At 63.5% G+C, this 14,605-nt stretch carries 20 protein-coding genes; 12 read left to right on the plus strand and 8 right to left on the minus strand.

All coding sequences use genetic code 11. The features are described 5' to 3' along the window. The first annotated feature begins 59 nt into the window (after positions 1–59). Genes PMI07_RS28515 through PMI07_RS28535 form a run of 5 tightly spaced genes read left to right on the plus strand, consistent with a single transcriptional unit; the run spans position 60 to position 3,301 of the window. The gene (locus PMI07_RS28515; protein WP_007764762.1) at positions 60–614 is read left to right on the plus strand and encodes a DinB family protein; all 555 of its coding nucleotides are present in this window, start codon (positions 60–62) and stop codon (positions 612–614) included. A 2-nt stretch (positions 615–616) separates the two neighbouring features. Next, positions 617–1,027 (plus strand): CopD family protein, encoded by a 411-nt coding sequence (locus PMI07_RS28520; protein ID WP_007764760.1) that lies wholly within the window; start codon positions 617–619, stop codon positions 1,025–1,027. A gap of 17 nt (positions 1,028–1,044) precedes the next feature. Continuing rightward, positions 1,045–1,581 carry a GNAT family N-acetyltransferase gene (locus tag PMI07_RS28525; protein ID WP_024164248.1) on the plus strand — a complete coding sequence of 179 codons (537 nt, stop codon included), beginning with the start codon at positions 1,045–1,047 and terminating at the stop codon, positions 1,579–1,581. Further along, a complete protein-coding gene (locus PMI07_RS28530; RefSeq protein WP_081760988.1) occupies positions 1,578–2,615 on the plus strand; it encodes an NAD(P)-dependent oxidoreductase in 1,038 nt (345 codons plus the stop codon). The genes PMI07_RS28525 and PMI07_RS28530 overlap by 4 nt, the downstream gene beginning before the upstream one ends. Beyond that, complete coding sequence (locus tag PMI07_RS28535) at positions 2,612–3,301, plus strand: DNA alkylation repair protein (RefSeq protein ID WP_007771499.1); 690 nt, start codon at positions 2,612–2,614, stop codon at positions 3,299–3,301. The genes PMI07_RS28530 and PMI07_RS28535 overlap by 4 nt, the downstream gene beginning before the upstream one ends. A gap of 148 nt (positions 3,302–3,449) precedes the next feature. Here PMI07_RS28535 and PMI07_RS28540 read toward each other — a convergent pair whose 3' ends face one another. Genes PMI07_RS28540 through PMI07_RS28550 form a run of 3 tightly spaced genes read right to left on the minus strand, consistent with a single transcriptional unit; the run spans position 3,450 to position 5,227 of the window. Further along, a complete protein-coding gene (locus tag PMI07_RS28540; RefSeq protein ID WP_007771498.1) occupies positions 3,450–3,938 on the minus strand; it encodes an Lrp/AsnC family transcriptional regulator in 489 nt (162 codons plus the stop codon). A gap of 48 nt (positions 3,939–3,986) precedes the next feature. Then, a complete protein-coding gene (locus tag PMI07_RS28545) occupies positions 3,987–4,646 on the minus strand; it encodes a uracil-DNA glycosylase family protein (protein ID WP_037088571.1) in 660 nt (219 codons plus the stop codon). 14 nt (positions 4,647–4,660) lie between these two features. After that, a complete protein-coding gene (locus tag PMI07_RS28550; RefSeq protein ID WP_024164250.1) occupies positions 4,661–5,227 on the minus strand; it encodes a thermonuclease family protein in 567 nt (188 codons plus the stop codon). Positions 5,228–5,347: 120 nt separating this feature from the next. On the opposite strand from PMI07_RS28550, the gene PMI07_RS28555 reads away from it, so the two are divergent. Genes PMI07_RS28555 through PMI07_RS34570 form a run of 3 tightly spaced genes read left to right on the plus strand, consistent with a single transcriptional unit; the run spans position 5,348 to position 7,236 of the window. Beyond that, positions 5,348–6,883: a HAMP domain-containing sensor histidine kinase gene (locus PMI07_RS28555; RefSeq protein WP_037088572.1), complete on the plus strand. Its 1,536-nt coding sequence runs from the start codon at positions 5,348–5,350 to the stop codon at positions 6,881–6,883. Between the two features lie 15 nt (positions 6,884–6,898). Beyond that, positions 6,899–7,039 (plus strand): hypothetical protein, encoded by a 141-nt coding sequence (locus PMI07_RS35155; protein ID WP_007762680.1) that lies wholly within the window; start codon positions 6,899–6,901, stop codon positions 7,037–7,039. Further along, the gene (locus PMI07_RS34570) at positions 7,036–7,236 is read left to right on the plus strand and encodes a type II toxin-antitoxin system RelE/ParE family toxin (protein WP_155956670.1); all 201 of its coding nucleotides are present in this window, start codon (positions 7,036–7,038) and stop codon (positions 7,234–7,236) included. Before PMI07_RS35155 ends, PMI07_RS34570 begins: the two co-directional genes overlap by 4 nt. 47 nt (positions 7,237–7,283) lie before the next feature. Here PMI07_RS34570 and PMI07_RS28560 read toward each other — a convergent pair whose 3' ends face one another. Beyond that, on the minus strand, positions 7,284–7,676 hold the full coding sequence (locus PMI07_RS28560; RefSeq protein WP_007761161.1) for a diacylglycerol kinase: 393 nt from the start codon (positions 7,674–7,676) through the stop codon (positions 7,284–7,286). Between the two features lie 7 nt (positions 7,677–7,683). Next, complete coding sequence (cobT, locus tag PMI07_RS28565) at positions 7,684–8,703, minus strand: nicotinate-nucleotide--dimethylbenzimidazole phosphoribosyltransferase (protein WP_007761163.1); 1,020 nt, start codon at positions 8,701–8,703, stop codon at positions 7,684–7,686. A gap of 111 nt (positions 8,704–8,814) precedes the next feature. Between cobT and PMI07_RS28570 the strand changes: the two genes are divergently transcribed. The 3 genes from PMI07_RS28570 to PMI07_RS28580 are packed head-to-tail and all read left to right on the plus strand — an operon-like array spanning position 8,815 to position 10,545. Further along, entirely contained in the window at positions 8,815–9,591 is a 777-nt protein-coding gene (locus PMI07_RS28570) for an adenosylcobinamide-GDP ribazoletransferase (RefSeq protein ID WP_037088574.1), read from the plus strand. Positions 9,592–9,610: 19 nt separating this feature from the next. Beyond that, a complete protein-coding gene (locus PMI07_RS28575; RefSeq protein ID WP_007761167.1) occupies positions 9,611–9,844 on the plus strand; it encodes a DUF1289 domain-containing protein in 234 nt (77 codons plus the stop codon). Then, positions 9,841–10,545, plus strand: a complete 705-nt coding sequence (locus tag PMI07_RS28580; protein WP_007761170.1) for a TIGR02281 family clan AA aspartic protease — start codon at positions 9,841–9,843, stop codon at positions 10,543–10,545. The genes PMI07_RS28575 and PMI07_RS28580 overlap by 4 nt, the downstream gene beginning before the upstream one ends. Before the next feature lie 2 nt (positions 10,546–10,547). Here PMI07_RS28580 and PMI07_RS28585 read toward each other — a convergent pair whose 3' ends face one another. Beyond that, on the minus strand, positions 10,548–11,525 hold the full coding sequence (locus tag PMI07_RS28585; RefSeq protein WP_007761171.1) for an AraC family transcriptional regulator: 978 nt from the start codon (positions 11,523–11,525) through the stop codon (positions 10,548–10,550). A gap of 101 nt (positions 11,526–11,626) precedes the next feature. Between PMI07_RS28585 and PMI07_RS28590 the strand changes: the two genes are divergently transcribed. After that, positions 11,627–12,850 (plus strand): MFS transporter, encoded by a 1,224-nt coding sequence (locus tag PMI07_RS28590; RefSeq protein WP_007761172.1) that lies wholly within the window; start codon positions 11,627–11,629, stop codon positions 12,848–12,850. Between the two features lie 30 nt (positions 12,851–12,880). Here PMI07_RS28590 and PMI07_RS28595 read toward each other — a convergent pair whose 3' ends face one another. Continuing rightward, a complete protein-coding gene (locus tag PMI07_RS28595; protein ID WP_007761173.1) occupies positions 12,881–13,642 on the minus strand; it encodes an ABC transporter permease in 762 nt (253 codons plus the stop codon). Next, positions 13,639–14,577: an ABC transporter ATP-binding protein gene (locus PMI07_RS28600; RefSeq protein ID WP_007761174.1), complete on the minus strand. Its 939-nt coding sequence runs from the start codon at positions 14,575–14,577 to the stop codon at positions 13,639–13,641. Before PMI07_RS28600 ends, PMI07_RS28595 begins: the two co-directional genes overlap by 4 nt. Between the last annotated feature and the right edge of the window lie 28 nt (positions 14,578–14,605).

The raw sequence follows: 14,605 nt of genomic DNA on the forward strand, positions 1-14,605 counted from the left end.
GCCATCTTCTCATCGCGTCGCTTCACCGATAGTTTGCCCTCCGCAACGGAGGGATTCGGATGACGCCGCAGCGCTATCTTCTTGCCCAGGCCTATAACAATGCCTGGGCCAACCACCGGCTGCTGAAGGCCTGTGGAGAGCTTTCACGGGAAGAGCTGGACGCGACGCGTGTCAGCTTCTTCCCGTCGATCACCCACACACTCAACCATATCCTCACCGTCGACTGGCTCTATATCAGCGCGCTTGAAGGCGATTGCCTCGGCCCCGCCGCCTTCGAGCCGGAAATCCCCTGTCCCCTCTTTGCCGATCTCGACCGCGAACAGCGCGCCGCCGACCGCCGCCTCATCGATCACTGTCGAAGCTTGGACGAGAAAACCGTCGCCGAGGACATCCGCATTCCTCGGCGCACCTTCGTGCAGGTCGAACCTGCCGATCGCCTGCTGATGCATCTCTTCCAGCACCAGATCCATCACCGCGGCCAGGTTCACGCCATGCTGTCGGGAACCTCGGTCGAACCGCCGCAGCTCGACGAGTTCTTCTGCACGGGCGAAGACCAATTGAGACAACAAGATTTTGCCGAACTGGGCTTCACCGAAGCCATGATCTGGAGTTGACCATGCTGTATTTCGTCATCAAGGCCCTGCACATTCTGTCCGACTTCCTGCTGATCGGCGGCATGCTGATCAACGCTTTCGTCATCGGCATGGTGCCGCCGACCATCCGCACCGGCGTGATCTCGGCGCTCAGGAAATACGACCGCACCGTCACCACCGCAGCACTCGGCGGCGCCTGGCTTTTCGGCCTGTGGCTCGCCTTCGGTTACGGCTTTTATACGACCGGCTGGTTCGGCTTCAAATTCCTGATCGTCCTCATGCTGTCGGCCCTGCATGGCATGCAGGGTGCGTGGATGCGCCGCATGGAAGCCGATCCGCATCTCGACCCACCGGCCTTCGTGCGCGCCGGCCTGCCGATCGTCCTCGGCTCGGTCGTCGTCATCATCGCGCTTGCGGTCATCAAGCCGTTCTGAGCCGAGGCCGAAAGGCGATGCCCATTCCCCCGCGCCGTCTCATCAAAACAGAACGGCTCGTGCTGCGGCCAACGACCGCCAAGGATGCCGGTCGAGCGTTCGAAATCCAGTCCGACTGGCAGGTCACGCGCATGCTGCGCATGGCCGCCTTCCCGCCAGACCTTCGGGCGACGGAAACGTGGTTCGCCGATCACGAGCGGGAATGGCTCGCCGGCGAAGCCTGCCGTTTTGCCGTGGACGTCGCGGGCCGTATGATCGGCCTCGTCGATATCGACGAGATTGCCGGTGGTGAGGGAGAACTCGGCTACTGGTTCGAGCGGGCCGCCTGGGGATCCGGTTATGCGTCGGAAGCGGCGCGCGCGACAATCCGCCTCGCCTTCGAGGAGATCGGGCTGTCGGTCCTGAAGTCGGGGCATGCGCAGGACAACCCGGCTTCCGGGCGCATCCTCGTCAAGCTCGGTTTTCGCCATCTCGATACCGTCGACCGCTTTTCGCGGCCGCGCGCAGAAAACATCCGGCAATGCCGCTACGTGCTTGCAGCCGCGAGCGGATGAGCGATCCGGGCGCCGATGTTGGCGGCCAGCAGCTCGGGCCTGTCAAAACCCGCCTTCGCGACGTTTCGTCCGGACCGAAATCTGCGCTTTTCACCGAACTGCGCTTTTCCGAAGGTCCGCTTTGCTCTAATCCTCTGGCAACAAAATTCTGGAGGTTCAGCATGGCAAAAGTGGCATTCATCGGTCTCGGGGTCATGGGTTATCCCATGGCCGGGCATCTCAAGGTCAAGGGCGGCCATGACGTTACCGTCTATAACCGCACGGCTGCCAAGGCCGAGGACTGGGCGACGAAATTTGGCGGCAAGGCCGCCGCCACGCCGGCCGAAGCGGCCAGGGATGCCGATTTCGTGTTCGTCTGCGTCGGCAATGACGACGATCTCCGCTCGGTGACAATCACCGAGACGGGCGTTCTCGCCGGCATGAAATCGGGCGCGATCCTGATCGACAACACCACGGCCAGCGCCGAAGTCGCCCGCGAGCTCGATGCCGCGGCACGGGAAAAGGGCGTCGGCTTTATCGACGCACCGGTCTCCGGCGGCCAGGCGGGTGCCGAAAACGGCGTGCTCACCGTCATGTGCGGCGGTGACGAAGCGACGTTCGAGAAGGCCAGGCCGGTGATCGATGCCTATGCCCGCATGGTCGGCCTCATGGGTCCGGCAGGCGCCGGCCAGCTCACCAAGATGATGAACCAGATCTGCATAGCCGGCCTCGTCCAGGGGCTGGCCGAATCGATCCATTTCGGCAAGCAGGCCGGCCTCGACATCGAGAAGGTGATCGAGGTGATTTCCAAGGGTGCGGCCGGCTCCTGGCAGATGGAAAACCGCTACAAGACGATGAATGCCGGCAAATACGATTTCGGCTTTGCGGTCGACTGGATGCGCAAGGATCTCGACATCGTGCTGACCGAAGCCCGCCGCAACGGCGCCAAGCTGCCGGTGACCGCCTTGGTCGACCAGTTCTACGGCGACGTCCAGGCGATGGGCGGCAAGCGCTGGGATACGTCCTCGCTGCTGGCGCGCCTCGAAAAGAAATGATCGGCCCCTCCTCCGACGTCGCCGGGATCGTCGTGCATCTCGAAACGCTGCGCTCGGAGGAGAATATTTCCGGCATGGCCCGGTTCGGCATCGTCACCGACCGGGCGATCGGCATTTCCAATCCCGACCTGCAGAAGATTGCGCGGACCATCAAGCGCAATCACGGCCGGGCGCTGGATCTCTGGCGCACCGGCATTCGCGAGGCGCACATGCTGGCGATCTACACCGCCGATCCTGCGTCGCTGACGCCTGCCGAGGCGCGCGGCTGGGCGGAAGACTTCGCCTCCTGGGAAATCGTCGACACCGCCGCCGACCTTTTCGTCGAAACGCCGTTCTGGCAGCAACTCGTCGCAGACTTCGCCGAGGATGACCGCGAATTCATTCGTCGCACCGCGTTTGCGATGATCGCCGGCGCCGCCGTGCATCGCAAACAGGAGCCGAACGACACCTTCATCGCCTATCTGTCGCTGATCGAGGCGCATTCCACCGACCCGCGCAATTTCGTGAAAAAGGCGGTCAATTGGGCGCTCCGCAATATCGGCAAGCGCAACCGCACCTGCCATGCCCCTGCGCTGTCACTCTCCGAAAAGCTTGCCGCCTCGCCGGACAAGACCGCCCGCTGGATCGGCAAGGACGCTCTCAAGGAATTGTCGGGCGAGACGCTTCTGGCGCGGCTGAGGGGTTAGCCGGCTTTACCAGCTCGATATTGCCGCGGTGTCGCGCCCGCAAACGTCCGACACAGATTCTGTTTAACCAAGCTCAGATAGACAAAAACGGGCCGTTTCAACTCGGCCCGTCCTGCCAGAAAATGATCCCGATCCGCCAAACGGCGAACTATTCTTCGCCGGACTTCTGGTTGTCCAGCATCATGTAGTCGAGCGGCAGTTCGGTCGTGTACTTGATCTGCTCCATCGCAAAGACCGAGGAGACGTCGCGGATCTCGATCTTGGCGATCAGCCGCTTGTAGAAGGCGTCATAGGCGCCGATATCCGGAACGACGACGCGCAGCAGGTAATCGACGTCGCCGCTCATGCGGTAGAATTCGACCACTTCGGGGAAATCCACCACCACTTCCGAGAACCGCTTCAGCCATTCGATCGAGTGGCTGGCGGTGCGGATCGAGACGAAAACCGTGACCTTGGTATTGACCTTGACCGGGTCCAGCAGCGCCACGCGGCGACGGATGACGCCATCCTCTTCCATCTTCTGGATGCGGCGCCAGCAAGGCGTGGTCGACAGGCCGACCTTCTTGGCGAGATCCGCGACGGCGAGAGTGGAATCTTCCTGCAGAATGCGCAGTATCTTACGGTCGAGGCGGTCCATCAGAGTCCTTTCGAAATGATTTTTCGTTATACACCGAATTCGTGGCAGTTAACCGAAATTTGTTTCCCGTATCAAGCTATCCACATGCTGTCGCAGCACCGGCAGCAGATCTGCCTCGAACCACGGATTCTTTTTGAGCCAGCCGGTATTGCGCCAGCTCGGATGCGGCAGCGGCAGGATCCTCGGTCCCTGATTGGCGAAGACATAATCGCGCCAGCTGGCGACCGTCTCCGTCATGCCCTTGCCTCGCCGGCTGCCCAGATGCCAGGCCTGCGCATAACCGCCGACGGCGAGAACCAGCTCGATCCGGGGCATGGCGGCGATCACCCGAGAACGCCACAGCGGCGCGCATTCGAGCCGCGGCGGCAGGTCGCTTCCCTTGGCATCATATCCCGGAAAACAGAATCCCATCGGCACAATCGCGAACTTCTCCGGATCATAGAATTCCTCGCGGCTCACCGCCATCCAGTCGCGCAGGCGGTTTCCCGAGGCATCGTTGAAAGGCAGCCCGCTTTCGTGCACCCGAAGCCCCGGCGCCTGGCCGGCAATCAGCACCCTTGCCGTCTTCGACAACACGGCGACCGGCCGCGGCTCATGCGGCAGACGGTCGCCTTCGCCTTTCGCCGGCGTATCGCGACAGATGCGACAGGCCGCGATCGCTTGGGCGAGTTCGCTGATATCCTCCTCGCTATTCACAATGCCATCCATGCTCCCATCCATGCTCATTGCCAGGCCATCACCCGTGTCACCCAATCCATGAACGCCTCCACCAGGCTCGCGTCGTCCATCATGCCGCGGCTGGCGCGCCAGTCACGCGGGCTTTCGAACTGGCCGGCCCACAGCCCCTGCCTTTCGCGGCGGGCCGCCAGCTGTTCCTGCGCGTAACGTCCCGAGGCGATGGCGAGGCCCTGCCGCACCAGCGTCCCGTTAATGTTCGTCGTGCCCGCATGGCAACGCACCAGAAGCCGATGATATTTGTCGCGCTCACGGCCGAGGCACTCGACGCCACCATTGCCGACGAGGCGCATCAGCAGTCGTTTCGCCTCTTCTCCGCAGGCCCATGTCCTGCCGCGGTCGTCCCTGCAGGTCTGGTCCAGTTCCGGGGCATCCATGCCCTGCAGCCGCAGGCGCTCGCCGCCCGCCGAGAGCGTGTCGCCGTCGATCACATGGAACGGGCCGAGCACGGTGCTGTCGGCCGCCTCGTCCAGCTTCGCGGCAATCAGCACCAGAAGGATGAAAAAGGCCCCGAGAAACGCGCCGTCGCGAAAAACCCTGAACGTTCTGGCCACAATCCAGCCTTATTGGAAAACGGAAGCTTCAGGAAAATGGCAAACAAAACCTTTCCCGGCAGTACTCTCTTAAGGTTTTGGACATACTCTCTCAACACCCGGGGTATCAGTTTAGTGGCCATGAGTAGCGGCGTCAGCACATCGACCGACAAGAACATCGTTGATCGCTCGCGCGGCCACCGCAACAAGGCCGTCTCCAAAGCTGTTCGTGCCACCCGAGAACGCCTGCAGTCCAGTTCCCAGGGCAACCAGATCTTCGACCGCGACATGATCGCCATGCACGTCAATGCCGTGCTGCAGGGCGCATCCATCATGCCGCTCTTCATCGTCGTGGTGACGGCGATCGGCGTCTACCTCAATCCGAACGCCAATCTCTTTGCCTGGGCGCTGCTGATGTTCAGCGTCCATGCCATCAACGTGCTGCTCGCCCGCCGTGCAAGTCGCAAGGACATTGCCGCGGTCGATGTCCGGAAATGGCGCCGCAGGCTGCTCGCCGCACAGATGATCGTCGGCACCGGCTGGGCGCTCTTTGCGCTGCAGAACTGCGACGCCTGTTCCGGCGACAGCTATTATTTCTACAAGGGTGCCGTGCTCCTCTTCGCGATCTCGATCACCGCGATGAGCAGCTTCATGCTGCGGCTCAGCGTGCTGTTCGGCTTCCTGCCGATGATCCTCGCGCTGCTCGCCACCGCCATTCTGTCGCGCCACGTGCTCGACATCGGCATGATCGCGATCTGCGCCATCGCGGTCGTCTTTTTCCATTATATCGCCGACCGGCTCTATCGTTCCAACCTGACGCTGATGTCCTATCAGTCGGAAAAGGACGACCTGATCGCCGAGCTGGAAGTGGCGAAATCCATGTCGGACGAGGCCCGCCGCCGCGCCGAGGAGGCGAACCTCGCCAAATCCCGCTTCCTCGCCTCGATGTCGCACGAGCTGCGCACGCCGCTCAACGCCATTCTCGGCTTTTCCGAAGTCATGAGTTCCGAGGTTCTCGGGCCTCTCGCCAACCCGACCTACAGGGAATATGCCGGCGACATCCACCGGTCCGGCCAGCATCTCCTTAACCTCATCAACGAGATCCTCGACCTGTCGCGCATCGAGGCCGGCCGTTACGACCTTGCAGAGGAATCGCTGTCGCTGCTGGAGATCGCCGAGGATTGCATCGGCATGGTTCAGCTGCGCGCCAGCGCCAAGAACATCGCGATCAGCCAGCAGTTCGAACCGCAGTTGCCGCAGGTCTGGGTGGATGAAAAATCGATGCGCCAGGTTCTCCTGAACCTGCTCTCGAACGCGGTCAAGTTCACGCCGCAGGGCGGCGAGGTCACCGTCAAGGTCGGCTGGACCGCCGGCGGCGGCCAGTATGTGGCGATCAAGGACAACGGCCCCGGTATTCCGGAAGAAGAGATCCCGGTCGTGCTCTCGGCCTTCGGCCAGGGCTCGATCGCCATCAAGAGCGCCGAACAGGGCACCGGCCTCGGCCTGCCGATCGTCCAGGCGATCCTTGCCAAGCACGACGGCCAGTTCATCCTACGCTCCAAGCTGCGCGAAGGCACCGAGGCGATCGCCATCCTGCCGGCGACGCGTGTGCTGCAGAGCGTGCCGGCCGTCGCCGACGCCCAGACGGTCGCCCGCCGCCGCAAGAGCTTCGCCTGAGGGCGATCGACCTTCATGGGCAAAGATGACGAAGGGGTTTATCAGCTTACGCCCGAAGAAGAGGCTGATCTGGAAGAGGCCGATCGAGAAATCGAACGCGGAGAAATCGCGACGGAAGAGGAAGTCCGCGCGATGTGGGCCAAATACCGCCTGTGAAGCTTCGCTATACGACCAGAGCTCTCCGAGAAATCGACGAGGCTATCTCCTATATCGGCAGCCACTCTCCGCAAGGTGCAGACAACGTCGCTGCACGCATCCGCGGAGCGTTGATGTTCTTGAGCGAGCAACCGTTCGCGGGTAGTAGCACGCCGAGAAAAAACACCCGCCGCGTGTTGGCGCCGACGAAATCATAATTCAGCGCTTCCGCCACGCGTCTCGCAAAAGCCAATAGTCGCCAACCTCACCCCAAAACACTCCGCACCACCACATAGAGCGCGAAAAACCCGTTCGCACACAGCAGGCAGAACACCGCGAAGGAGCCGAGATCCTTGGCGTGGCGGCCGACGGTGGAGATTTCCGGGGAGATGCGGTCGACCAGTTCCTCGATCGCGGTATTCAGTGATTCCACCGCAAACAGCACCAGCATCAGGATACCGAAGACGAAATAGTCGAGCGCGCCGGCGCCGACGATCGCGAAGATCACGATGGCTGCCGCACAGGCGATCACCTCGTGGCGAAAGGCTTCCTCCTGCCACAAGCGCGTCAGCCCCTGCATGGAATAGCGGAATGCCGCAATCACCCGGCGAATGCCGGTCGCCCTTTCGATATTGCTGCCGAGCGGCGTCTTTTCCATTAAGGGCTCAGTGGCTCTTGTTGCTGACGCCGGCCTGCTCGAAGGTCGCCATGCCGGAATGGCAGGCGGCGGCGGCCTTGACGATGCCGGCGGCAAGCGCTGCACCGGTCCCCTCGCCGAGCCGCATGCCGAGTGCCAGAAGCGGCGTCTTGCCGAGCTGTTCGATGGCCCGCAAGTGTCCCGGTTCGCCGGAGACATGGCCGATCAGGCAGTGGTCGAGTGCCGCCGGATTGGCAGCCTTGAGGATAGCGGCCGCGGCCGTCACCACATAACCGTCGAGCAGGACCGGGATCTTCTCGACGCGCGCAGCCAGGATCGCGCCGGCGATCGCGGCGATCTCGCGTCCGCCGAGGCGGCGCAGGATTTCCAAGGGATCGCTCAGGTGGTCCTTGTGGAATTCGACGGCCGCCTTCACCGCGGCGATCTTGCGCTCCATGAACTCGCCATGCGAGCCGGTGCCGGGACCGACCCAGTCCTCCGCCTCGCCGCCGTAGAGGGCGAGATTGATGGCGGCGGCGATCGTCGTGTTGCCGATGCCCATTTCGCCGATGCAGAGAAGATCGGTGCCGCCGGCGATCGCTTCCATGCCGAAGGCCATAGTCGCGGCGCAGTCGCGCTCGGAAAGGGCGGCCTCGCTGGTGATGTCGCCGGTCGGGTAGTCGAGCGCCAGGTCGAAGATCTTCAGGCCGAGATCGTGGGTGACGCAGATCTGGTTGATCGCCGCTCCGCCGGCTGCGAAATTTTCCACCATCTGCTGGGTCACCGACGACGGGAACGGGGTCACGCCATGCCGGGTGACGCCGTGATTGCCGGCAAAGATCGCCACCAGCGGCCGGTTGACGGCCGGCGCGCGGCCCGTCCAGGCAGCCAGCCAGAAGGCGATTTCCTCGAGGCGGCCGAGCGCACCCGGCGGCTTGGTGAGCTGCGCATCGCGCTCGCGCGCCGCAACCAAGGCCCGCGGGTCCGGTCCGGGAAGGTTCTGCAGCAGGACACGGAAATCGTCGAAAGGCAGGCCGCTCACGCTCATGGAAAGTCTCTCTTGTAGCTCGGTCTCGCATCGCCGCCAGGAAAACTTGTCTTTCCCGGCAAATCGCGCTTCTGTGCGCAAACTCATAGTCGGGTCGGAACGGAGGAACAACTGCCAAACGCAACGGAATTCATCGCGGACCTCGCCCGCTCGGTCGGGTTCCTCAGCCGCCTGCCGGTGCCGGACCGATTTTTTCGCGGCCATGACGGCACGATCTCGCGGGCGGTGCAGGCCTTTCCCGTCGCGGGACTGATCATTGCGGCCCTGCCCGCGCTCGTTTTCCTCTTCCTGCAATCCGGCGATCCGCTGCTTGTCAGCCTGCTTGCCCTTGCTCTGCTGACCGTTCTGACCGGTGCGCTCCACGAGGACGGCCTTGCGGACGCCGCGGACGGTCTCGGCGGCGGGCGGGACAAGGAACACGCCCTCCTCATCATGAAGGACAGCCGGATCGGCGCCTATGGCGTCGTGGCGCTCGTACTGTCCTTCGGCCTGCGCGCCTCAGCGCTTGCCGCATTGTTCCGCGAGGATGCGGTCACCGCGGCCCTTGCCGTCCTTGCCGTTGCTGCCGTCAGCCGCGCGGTCCTGGTCGCCCATTGGCGCTCGCTGCCATCGGCCCGAGAAAACGGCGTCGCAGCCAGCGCCGGCCTTCCGGAAGACGGCGCCCGCAATATCGCGCTGTTTACAGGCGCGGCCATCGCACTGGTCCTGCTCGTCCCGGTTCTCGGCCTTCCAAAAGTCCTGTTATCGCTGATCGTGGCGGCGCTCGCCGGGGTCGGCTTCACCCGTTTCGTGGCCCGAAAGCTCGGCGGGCATACCGGCGATACGATCGGCGCTACTCAACAATTGAGCGAGATCGCCATGCTTGCCACTCTTGCTCTTGCGGCGTGAAACCCCGATATACTGACGCATGATTTCGCCCTGTACCCTCGTCTGTTCGATCGACCTCAAGACCGGCTATTGCTTCGGTTGCGGACGGACGCGCGAAGAGATCGCCGCCTGGATGGATTATACCGACGGGGAGCGCCGCGCGCTGATGGACACGCTTCCCGCACGGCTGGAAACCGTCGAGCGAAAGCCGCGGCGGGAGACGCGCCGCCAGCGTCTGGCCCAGCGTCCGGCAAAGGAACGCGACACTGCATGAACGCGCTCACCGGCATCCTCATCGTGCTTGGCATCGGCCTGGCATTCTTGATCTTCAACCATGATACCGGACAGACCTTCGGCATCGACAATGACAGCTTCGGCCAGATCATCTACCTGCTGCCGATCGCCGGCCTGCTCGCCGTCGGCATTCTCGCCGGCCGGCGCGGCCATGCCGGTGAGGTGCTGCGCAATATCGCCATCTGGCTGCTGATCATCCTCGGGCTGGTGACCGCCTATCTTTACCGCGACGACGCCCGCAATGTCGCCGCAAGGGTGACCGCCGGCCTGCTGCCCGGCACGGCCGTGGTGGTGACCACCAGCGAAGGCGGCAACGAGGTGATCATCCACAAGACCCGGGGCAGCCATTTCCAGACCAATGTCAGCGTCCAGGGCAAGGTCCTGCCGATGCTGGTCGATACCGGCGCCAGCACCGTCGTGCTCTCCTACGACGACGCCCGCGCCATCGGCCTCAATCCGCAGAGCCTCAATTTTACGGTCACGGTAATGACCGCCAACGGCCGGGCGCTGGCCGCACCGGTGCGCCTCGACGAAATCGCCATCGGCCCGATCGTGCGGAAGAACATCCGGGCGATGGTCGCCGAAGACGGAAGGCTCGGCGAAAGCCTGCTCGGCATGAGCTTCCTCTCCACTCTCGGCTCCCTGCAGATGCAGACGGACGAGCTGAGATTGCGGGACTGACCTCAGCCGAAATCGCGAATGGCTTCCCCATCACCCTTGCCGCGGAAATGGCTTGGCGGCGTGCCGATGATGCGCTTGAAGGCGCGGCTGAAGGAGGCTTCGGCATCGTAACCGAGCCGTTCGGCCACGGTTGCGACCCGTTCGCCGTCGCGCAGCCATTGCCGCGCCTGGTGCATGCGCACCCGCGCCACGTAACGCGCCGGCGTTTCACCGACCACACGCAAAAACCGTTCGGCAAAGCCGGACCGCGAGGCGCCCATCAGCCGGGCGAGCGCGGCGACGGTCCAGTCCCGGTCCGGCTGGAGATGGATGGCGGCCAGCACGCGGCCGACTTCGGGATTGCGCACCGCGGCGATCCAGCCGGTCGTGTCGCCACAGCCGTGTTCGACCCAGGTGCGGATCAGCGTCGCGGTCAGCACGTCGGCGAGTCTTGCGAGAATGCCGCCCGCCCCGACCCGGTCCATGTCGACCTCGCGCGCCATGGCGTCGAGAAGATGCGGGATGGAAGGCTCGTTCCTGGCGAGATCGCTGGTCAGCATCGCCTCGGGCATCAGCTGCAGCAGCGGGTGCAGCTTGTCGATGTTGAAGCGCATCGAGGCGGTCAGCGCCACGGTGCCGCCACAGGCATCGGCGCATTGCACGTCGAACACGCCCTGGCAGACTTCCTTGCGCCCGAACCGGTCGAACGGCAGCGGCGTCAAGCCCGGAACGCTTGCCAGCACATGCGCATCGCCGCGCGGCAGAAGAGCCGCATCCCCCGCCCGCAATTCCAGCCATTCGCCTGAAGGCGTCTGCAACCATGCGGAGCCCGATGAAATGAAGTGGAAACGCGCCGCCTCCTGAGCCGGAAAGGACGTCGCCCAGGGCTCGGGCAGCCGGCAGCGGCCGTATTCGACGCCGTCGAGCCGCAAGCCCCGCAGCATCTCGGTCAATGGATCGGAGAGGTCTATCGGCGTTTCTTTGGACGAATGGTCAAGCATATCGGATTTTCTAGCATGGAAACTACAGACTGTCACGCCTAAGTCTGGTTCACCTCCCAGGCATGGGCAACCTGTGCCACCTCCCAAGACAGGAAACGATTATGACAGACAGCACTTTCGAAGAGGACGATGCCGTTCGCGATACGTCCAGCCCCGATATACCCGCCAAGGCCCGGTGGGAGGCGGTCGTCGCGCTCACCCTCGGCGTCTTCGGCCTCGTGACGGCGGAGTTTCTGCCGGCAAGCCTTCTCACTCCCATTTCCGCCGATCTCGGCATCAGCTCCGGCGTGGCGGGCCAGACGGTGACCGTGACGGCCGTCGTCGCGGCCTTTGCCGGCCCCGGCGTCGTCATCGGCACCCGCAGCCTCAACCGCCGCTGGACGCTCTTCGGGCTGACCGCGCTTCTCATCCTCTCCTGCGCGCTCGCCGCCTTCGCCAACGGCCTGACCCTGCTCCTGGTGTCGCGCGTCCTGCTCGGAATCGGGCTTGGCGGCTTCTGGGCCATGGCCGGCGCGCTTGCGATGCGCCTCGTGCCCATCAACCACCTGCCCCGCGCCATGGCGATGATCTTCACCGGCGTTTCGGTGGCGACCGTCATGGCCGCGCCGCTCGGCGCCTATATCGGTTCCACGCTCGGCTGGCGGGCCGCCTTCGTGCTGGCCGGCGCGGTCGGCGTGCTGGCGCTGCTCGCGCAAGCCGTCACCGTGCCCTCGCTGCCGCCGGCCGGACATGCCGGGCTCGGCACGCTGGCTGCCGTCCTGAAGCGCCCGAAGATCCGTATCGGCCTCATCGCGACGCTGCTTATCGTCGCCGGCCACTTTGCAGGCTTCACCTATATCCGGCCCTACCTGGAAGACGTTCCCCGGCTTAACGTCGAGATGGTCTCGCTCGTCCTGCTCGCCTACGGCGTCGGCGGCTTCTTCGGCAATATCGTCGGCGGCATCATCACCGAACGCAGTTCGGCACTCGGCGTCGTCTTCGCCTCCAGCCTGATCGCGGTCGCCGCCGTGATCCTCGTCTCGCTTGGAGCGTCGACGACGGCCGCAGCGGTCGCCATCACGCTCTGGGGTTTCGCCTTCGGCGCACTACCGGTCAGCATCCAGAGCTACATCACCCGTGCCGCCCAGGATGAGGCGGAAAGCGCCGGCGCCCTGCTGCTGACGACTTTCCAGATCGCCATTTCCAGCGGTGCCGTTCTCGGCGGCCTGCTGATCGACGCTCAAGGGCCGCTCGGCGTCATGACCTTCCTCGGAATCGCATCCGTTCTCGGAGCATCCGTCATGGTCATGCGCGGCGGACGCCAGGTGCAGCTCAGCCAGGGCTGAGCCTGCCCTCGAAACCGTTCTCGGCTGCGGTCAGTTGCGCAGCCGATAACCCGTCTTGAAGATCCAGCCGAGGATCGACAGGCAGATCACCAGGAACAGGGCGATCATGCCGAGGCTGACCATCGGGTTCACGTCGGCAATCTCGTAGAAGCTCCAGCGGAAACCGGAGACGAGATAGAGGACGGGGTTGAAATGGCTGACCGTCTGCCAGAAGGGCGGCAGCATGTTGATCGAATAGAAGCTGCCGCCGAGGAAGGTCAAAGGCGGCACGACCAGCATCGGGATGATGTTGAGCTGCTCGAAATTCTTCGCCCAGATGCCGATGATGAAACCGAACATGCTGAAAGTGACCGCCGTCAGCACCAGGAAAAGCACCATCATGAACGGATGGGCTATGCGGATGTCGACGAAGAAGGAGGCGGTCGCGAGGATGATCACGCCGATGATCAGCCCCTTGGTCGCCGCCGCACCGACATAACCGATGATGATCTCGGTCATGGCGACGGGCGCCGACAGGATCTCGTAGATCGTGCCGGTGAATTTCGGGAAGTATATGCCGATCGAGCCGTTGCTGATGCATTGCGTCAGAAGCGTCAGCATGATCAGGCCGGGGGTGATGAACGACCCGTAGGAAACGCCTTCGACCGTCTGGATGCGCGAGCCGATCGCGGTGCCGAAGACGATGAAATAGAGCGAGGTGGTGATGACCGGCGAGATGACGCTTTGCAGGAGCGTGCGGCGCAGCCGGGCCATCTCGAAGAAATAGATCGACTTGATCGCTTCGAAATTCATGCGTCTTCTCCCGCTTTTTCCGCAACGAGCGCCACGAAAATATCCTCGAGCGAGCTCTGTCGCGTGGAAAGATCGCGGAAATGAATGTTTTCTGCTGCGAGCGTCGACAGCAGCGATGCGATCGTGCCCTGCCCTTCCTCGCCCTGGTATTCGTGGACCAGCGCCGTCCCGTCGTCGGAAAGCGTCAGGTTGTAGAGCGCGAGGCTCCCCGGCAGCACTTTCAGCGGCTCGGACAATTCCAGCCTGAGCTGCTTGCGCCCGAGCTTCTTCATCAGCGCCGCCTTTTTTTCGATCAGCAGTAGCTTGCCGCCGTTGATCACCCCCACCCGATCGGCGATCTCTTCCGCCTCCTCGATATAATGGGTGGTGAGGATGATGGTGACGCCGCTTGCGCGCAGCTTCTCGACCACCTGCCACATCTCGCGGCGCAGATTGACGTCGACGCCGGCGGTCGGCTCGTCGAGGAAGAGGATCTTCGGCTCATGGGCGAGCGCCTTGGCGATCATCACCCGCCGCTTCATGCCGCCCGAAAGCTCACGCAGCATGTTGTCCTTCTTGTCCCAGAGCGAGAGCTCCTTCAGGACACTCTCGACCAGCGCCGGATTGGGTTTCTTGCCGTAAACGCCGCGGGAAAAGGTCACGGTGTTCCAGACCGTCTCGAACATGTCGGTCGTCAGTTCCTGCGGCACAAGGCCGATCAGCGACCGCGTCTGCCGAAAGTCCTTGACCACGTCCTTGCCGCTCACGAGCACCTTGCCGGTCGAGGGGTTGACGAGACCGCAGATGATCGAGATCAGCGTCGTCTTGCCGGCGCCGTTCGGGCCGAGCAGCGCGAGGATCTCGCCCTCCTCGATCTCCAGGTCGACGCCCTTCAGCGCCTGGAACCCGTTCTCGTAGGTCTTGGTAAGCTTATTTATGGAAACGACTGACGCCATGGGGAACGGTTTTCTCAAGAAATCGATT

Origin of the sequence: Rhizobium sp. CF080 (genome assembly GCF_000282095.2) — a bacterium.
Taxonomy (GTDB): Bacteria; Pseudomonadota; Alphaproteobacteria; order Rhizobiales; family Rhizobiaceae; genus Neorhizobium.

Excerpts from the sequence above, each read along its gene's own strand:
- PMI07_RS28515 (WP_007764762.1), top strand. The coding sequence starts at position 60 with ATGACGCCGCAGCGCTATCTTCTTGCCCAGGCCTATAACAATGCCTGG.
- PMI07_RS28520 (WP_007764760.1), top strand. The coding sequence starts at position 617 with ATGCTGTATTTCGTCATCAAGGCCCTGCACATTCTGTCCGACTTCCTG.
- PMI07_RS28525 (WP_024164248.1), top strand. The coding sequence starts at position 1,045 with ATGCCCATTCCCCCGCGCCGTCTCATCAAAACAGAACGGCTCGTGCTG.
- PMI07_RS28530 (WP_081760988.1), top strand. The coding sequence starts at position 1,578 with ATGAGCGATCCGGGCGCCGATGTTGGCGGCCAGCAGCTCGGGCCTGTC.
- PMI07_RS28535 (WP_007771499.1), top strand. The coding sequence starts at position 2,612 with ATGATCGGCCCCTCCTCCGACGTCGCCGGGATCGTCGTGCATCTCGAA.
- PMI07_RS28540 (WP_007771498.1), bottom strand. The coding sequence starts at position 3,938 with ATGGACCGCCTCGACCGTAAGATACTGCGCATTCTGCAGGAAGATTCC.
- PMI07_RS28545 (WP_037088571.1), bottom strand. The coding sequence starts at position 4,646 with ATGGATGGCATTGTGAATAGCGAGGAGGATATCAGCGAACTCGCCCAA.
- PMI07_RS28555 (WP_037088572.1), top strand. The coding sequence starts at position 5,348 with ATGAGTAGCGGCGTCAGCACATCGACCGACAAGAACATCGTTGATCGC.
- PMI07_RS35155 (WP_007762680.1), top strand. The coding sequence starts at position 6,899 with ATGGGCAAAGATGACGAAGGGGTTTATCAGCTTACGCCCGAAGAAGAG.
- PMI07_RS28560 (WP_007761161.1), bottom strand. The coding sequence starts at position 7,676 with ATGGAAAAGACGCCGCTCGGCAGCAATATCGAAAGGGCGACCGGCATT.
- cobT (WP_007761163.1), bottom strand. The coding sequence starts at position 8,703 with ATGAGCGTGAGCGGCCTGCCTTTCGACGATTTCCGTGTCCTGCTGCAG.
- PMI07_RS28575 (WP_007761167.1), top strand. The coding sequence starts at position 9,611 with ATGATTTCGCCCTGTACCCTCGTCTGTTCGATCGACCTCAAGACCGGC.
- PMI07_RS28580 (WP_007761170.1), top strand. The coding sequence starts at position 9,841 with ATGAACGCGCTCACCGGCATCCTCATCGTGCTTGGCATCGGCCTGGCA.
- PMI07_RS28585 (WP_007761171.1), bottom strand. The coding sequence starts at position 11,525 with ATGCTTGACCATTCGTCCAAAGAAACGCCGATAGACCTCTCCGATCCA.
- PMI07_RS28590 (WP_007761172.1), top strand. The coding sequence starts at position 11,627 with ATGACAGACAGCACTTTCGAAGAGGACGATGCCGTTCGCGATACGTCC.
- PMI07_RS28595 (WP_007761173.1), bottom strand. The coding sequence starts at position 13,642 with ATGAATTTCGAAGCGATCAAGTCGATCTATTTCTTCGAGATGGCCCGG.
- PMI07_RS28600 (WP_007761174.1), bottom strand. The coding sequence starts at position 14,577 with ATGGCGTCAGTCGTTTCCATAAATAAGCTTACCAAGACCTACGAGAAC.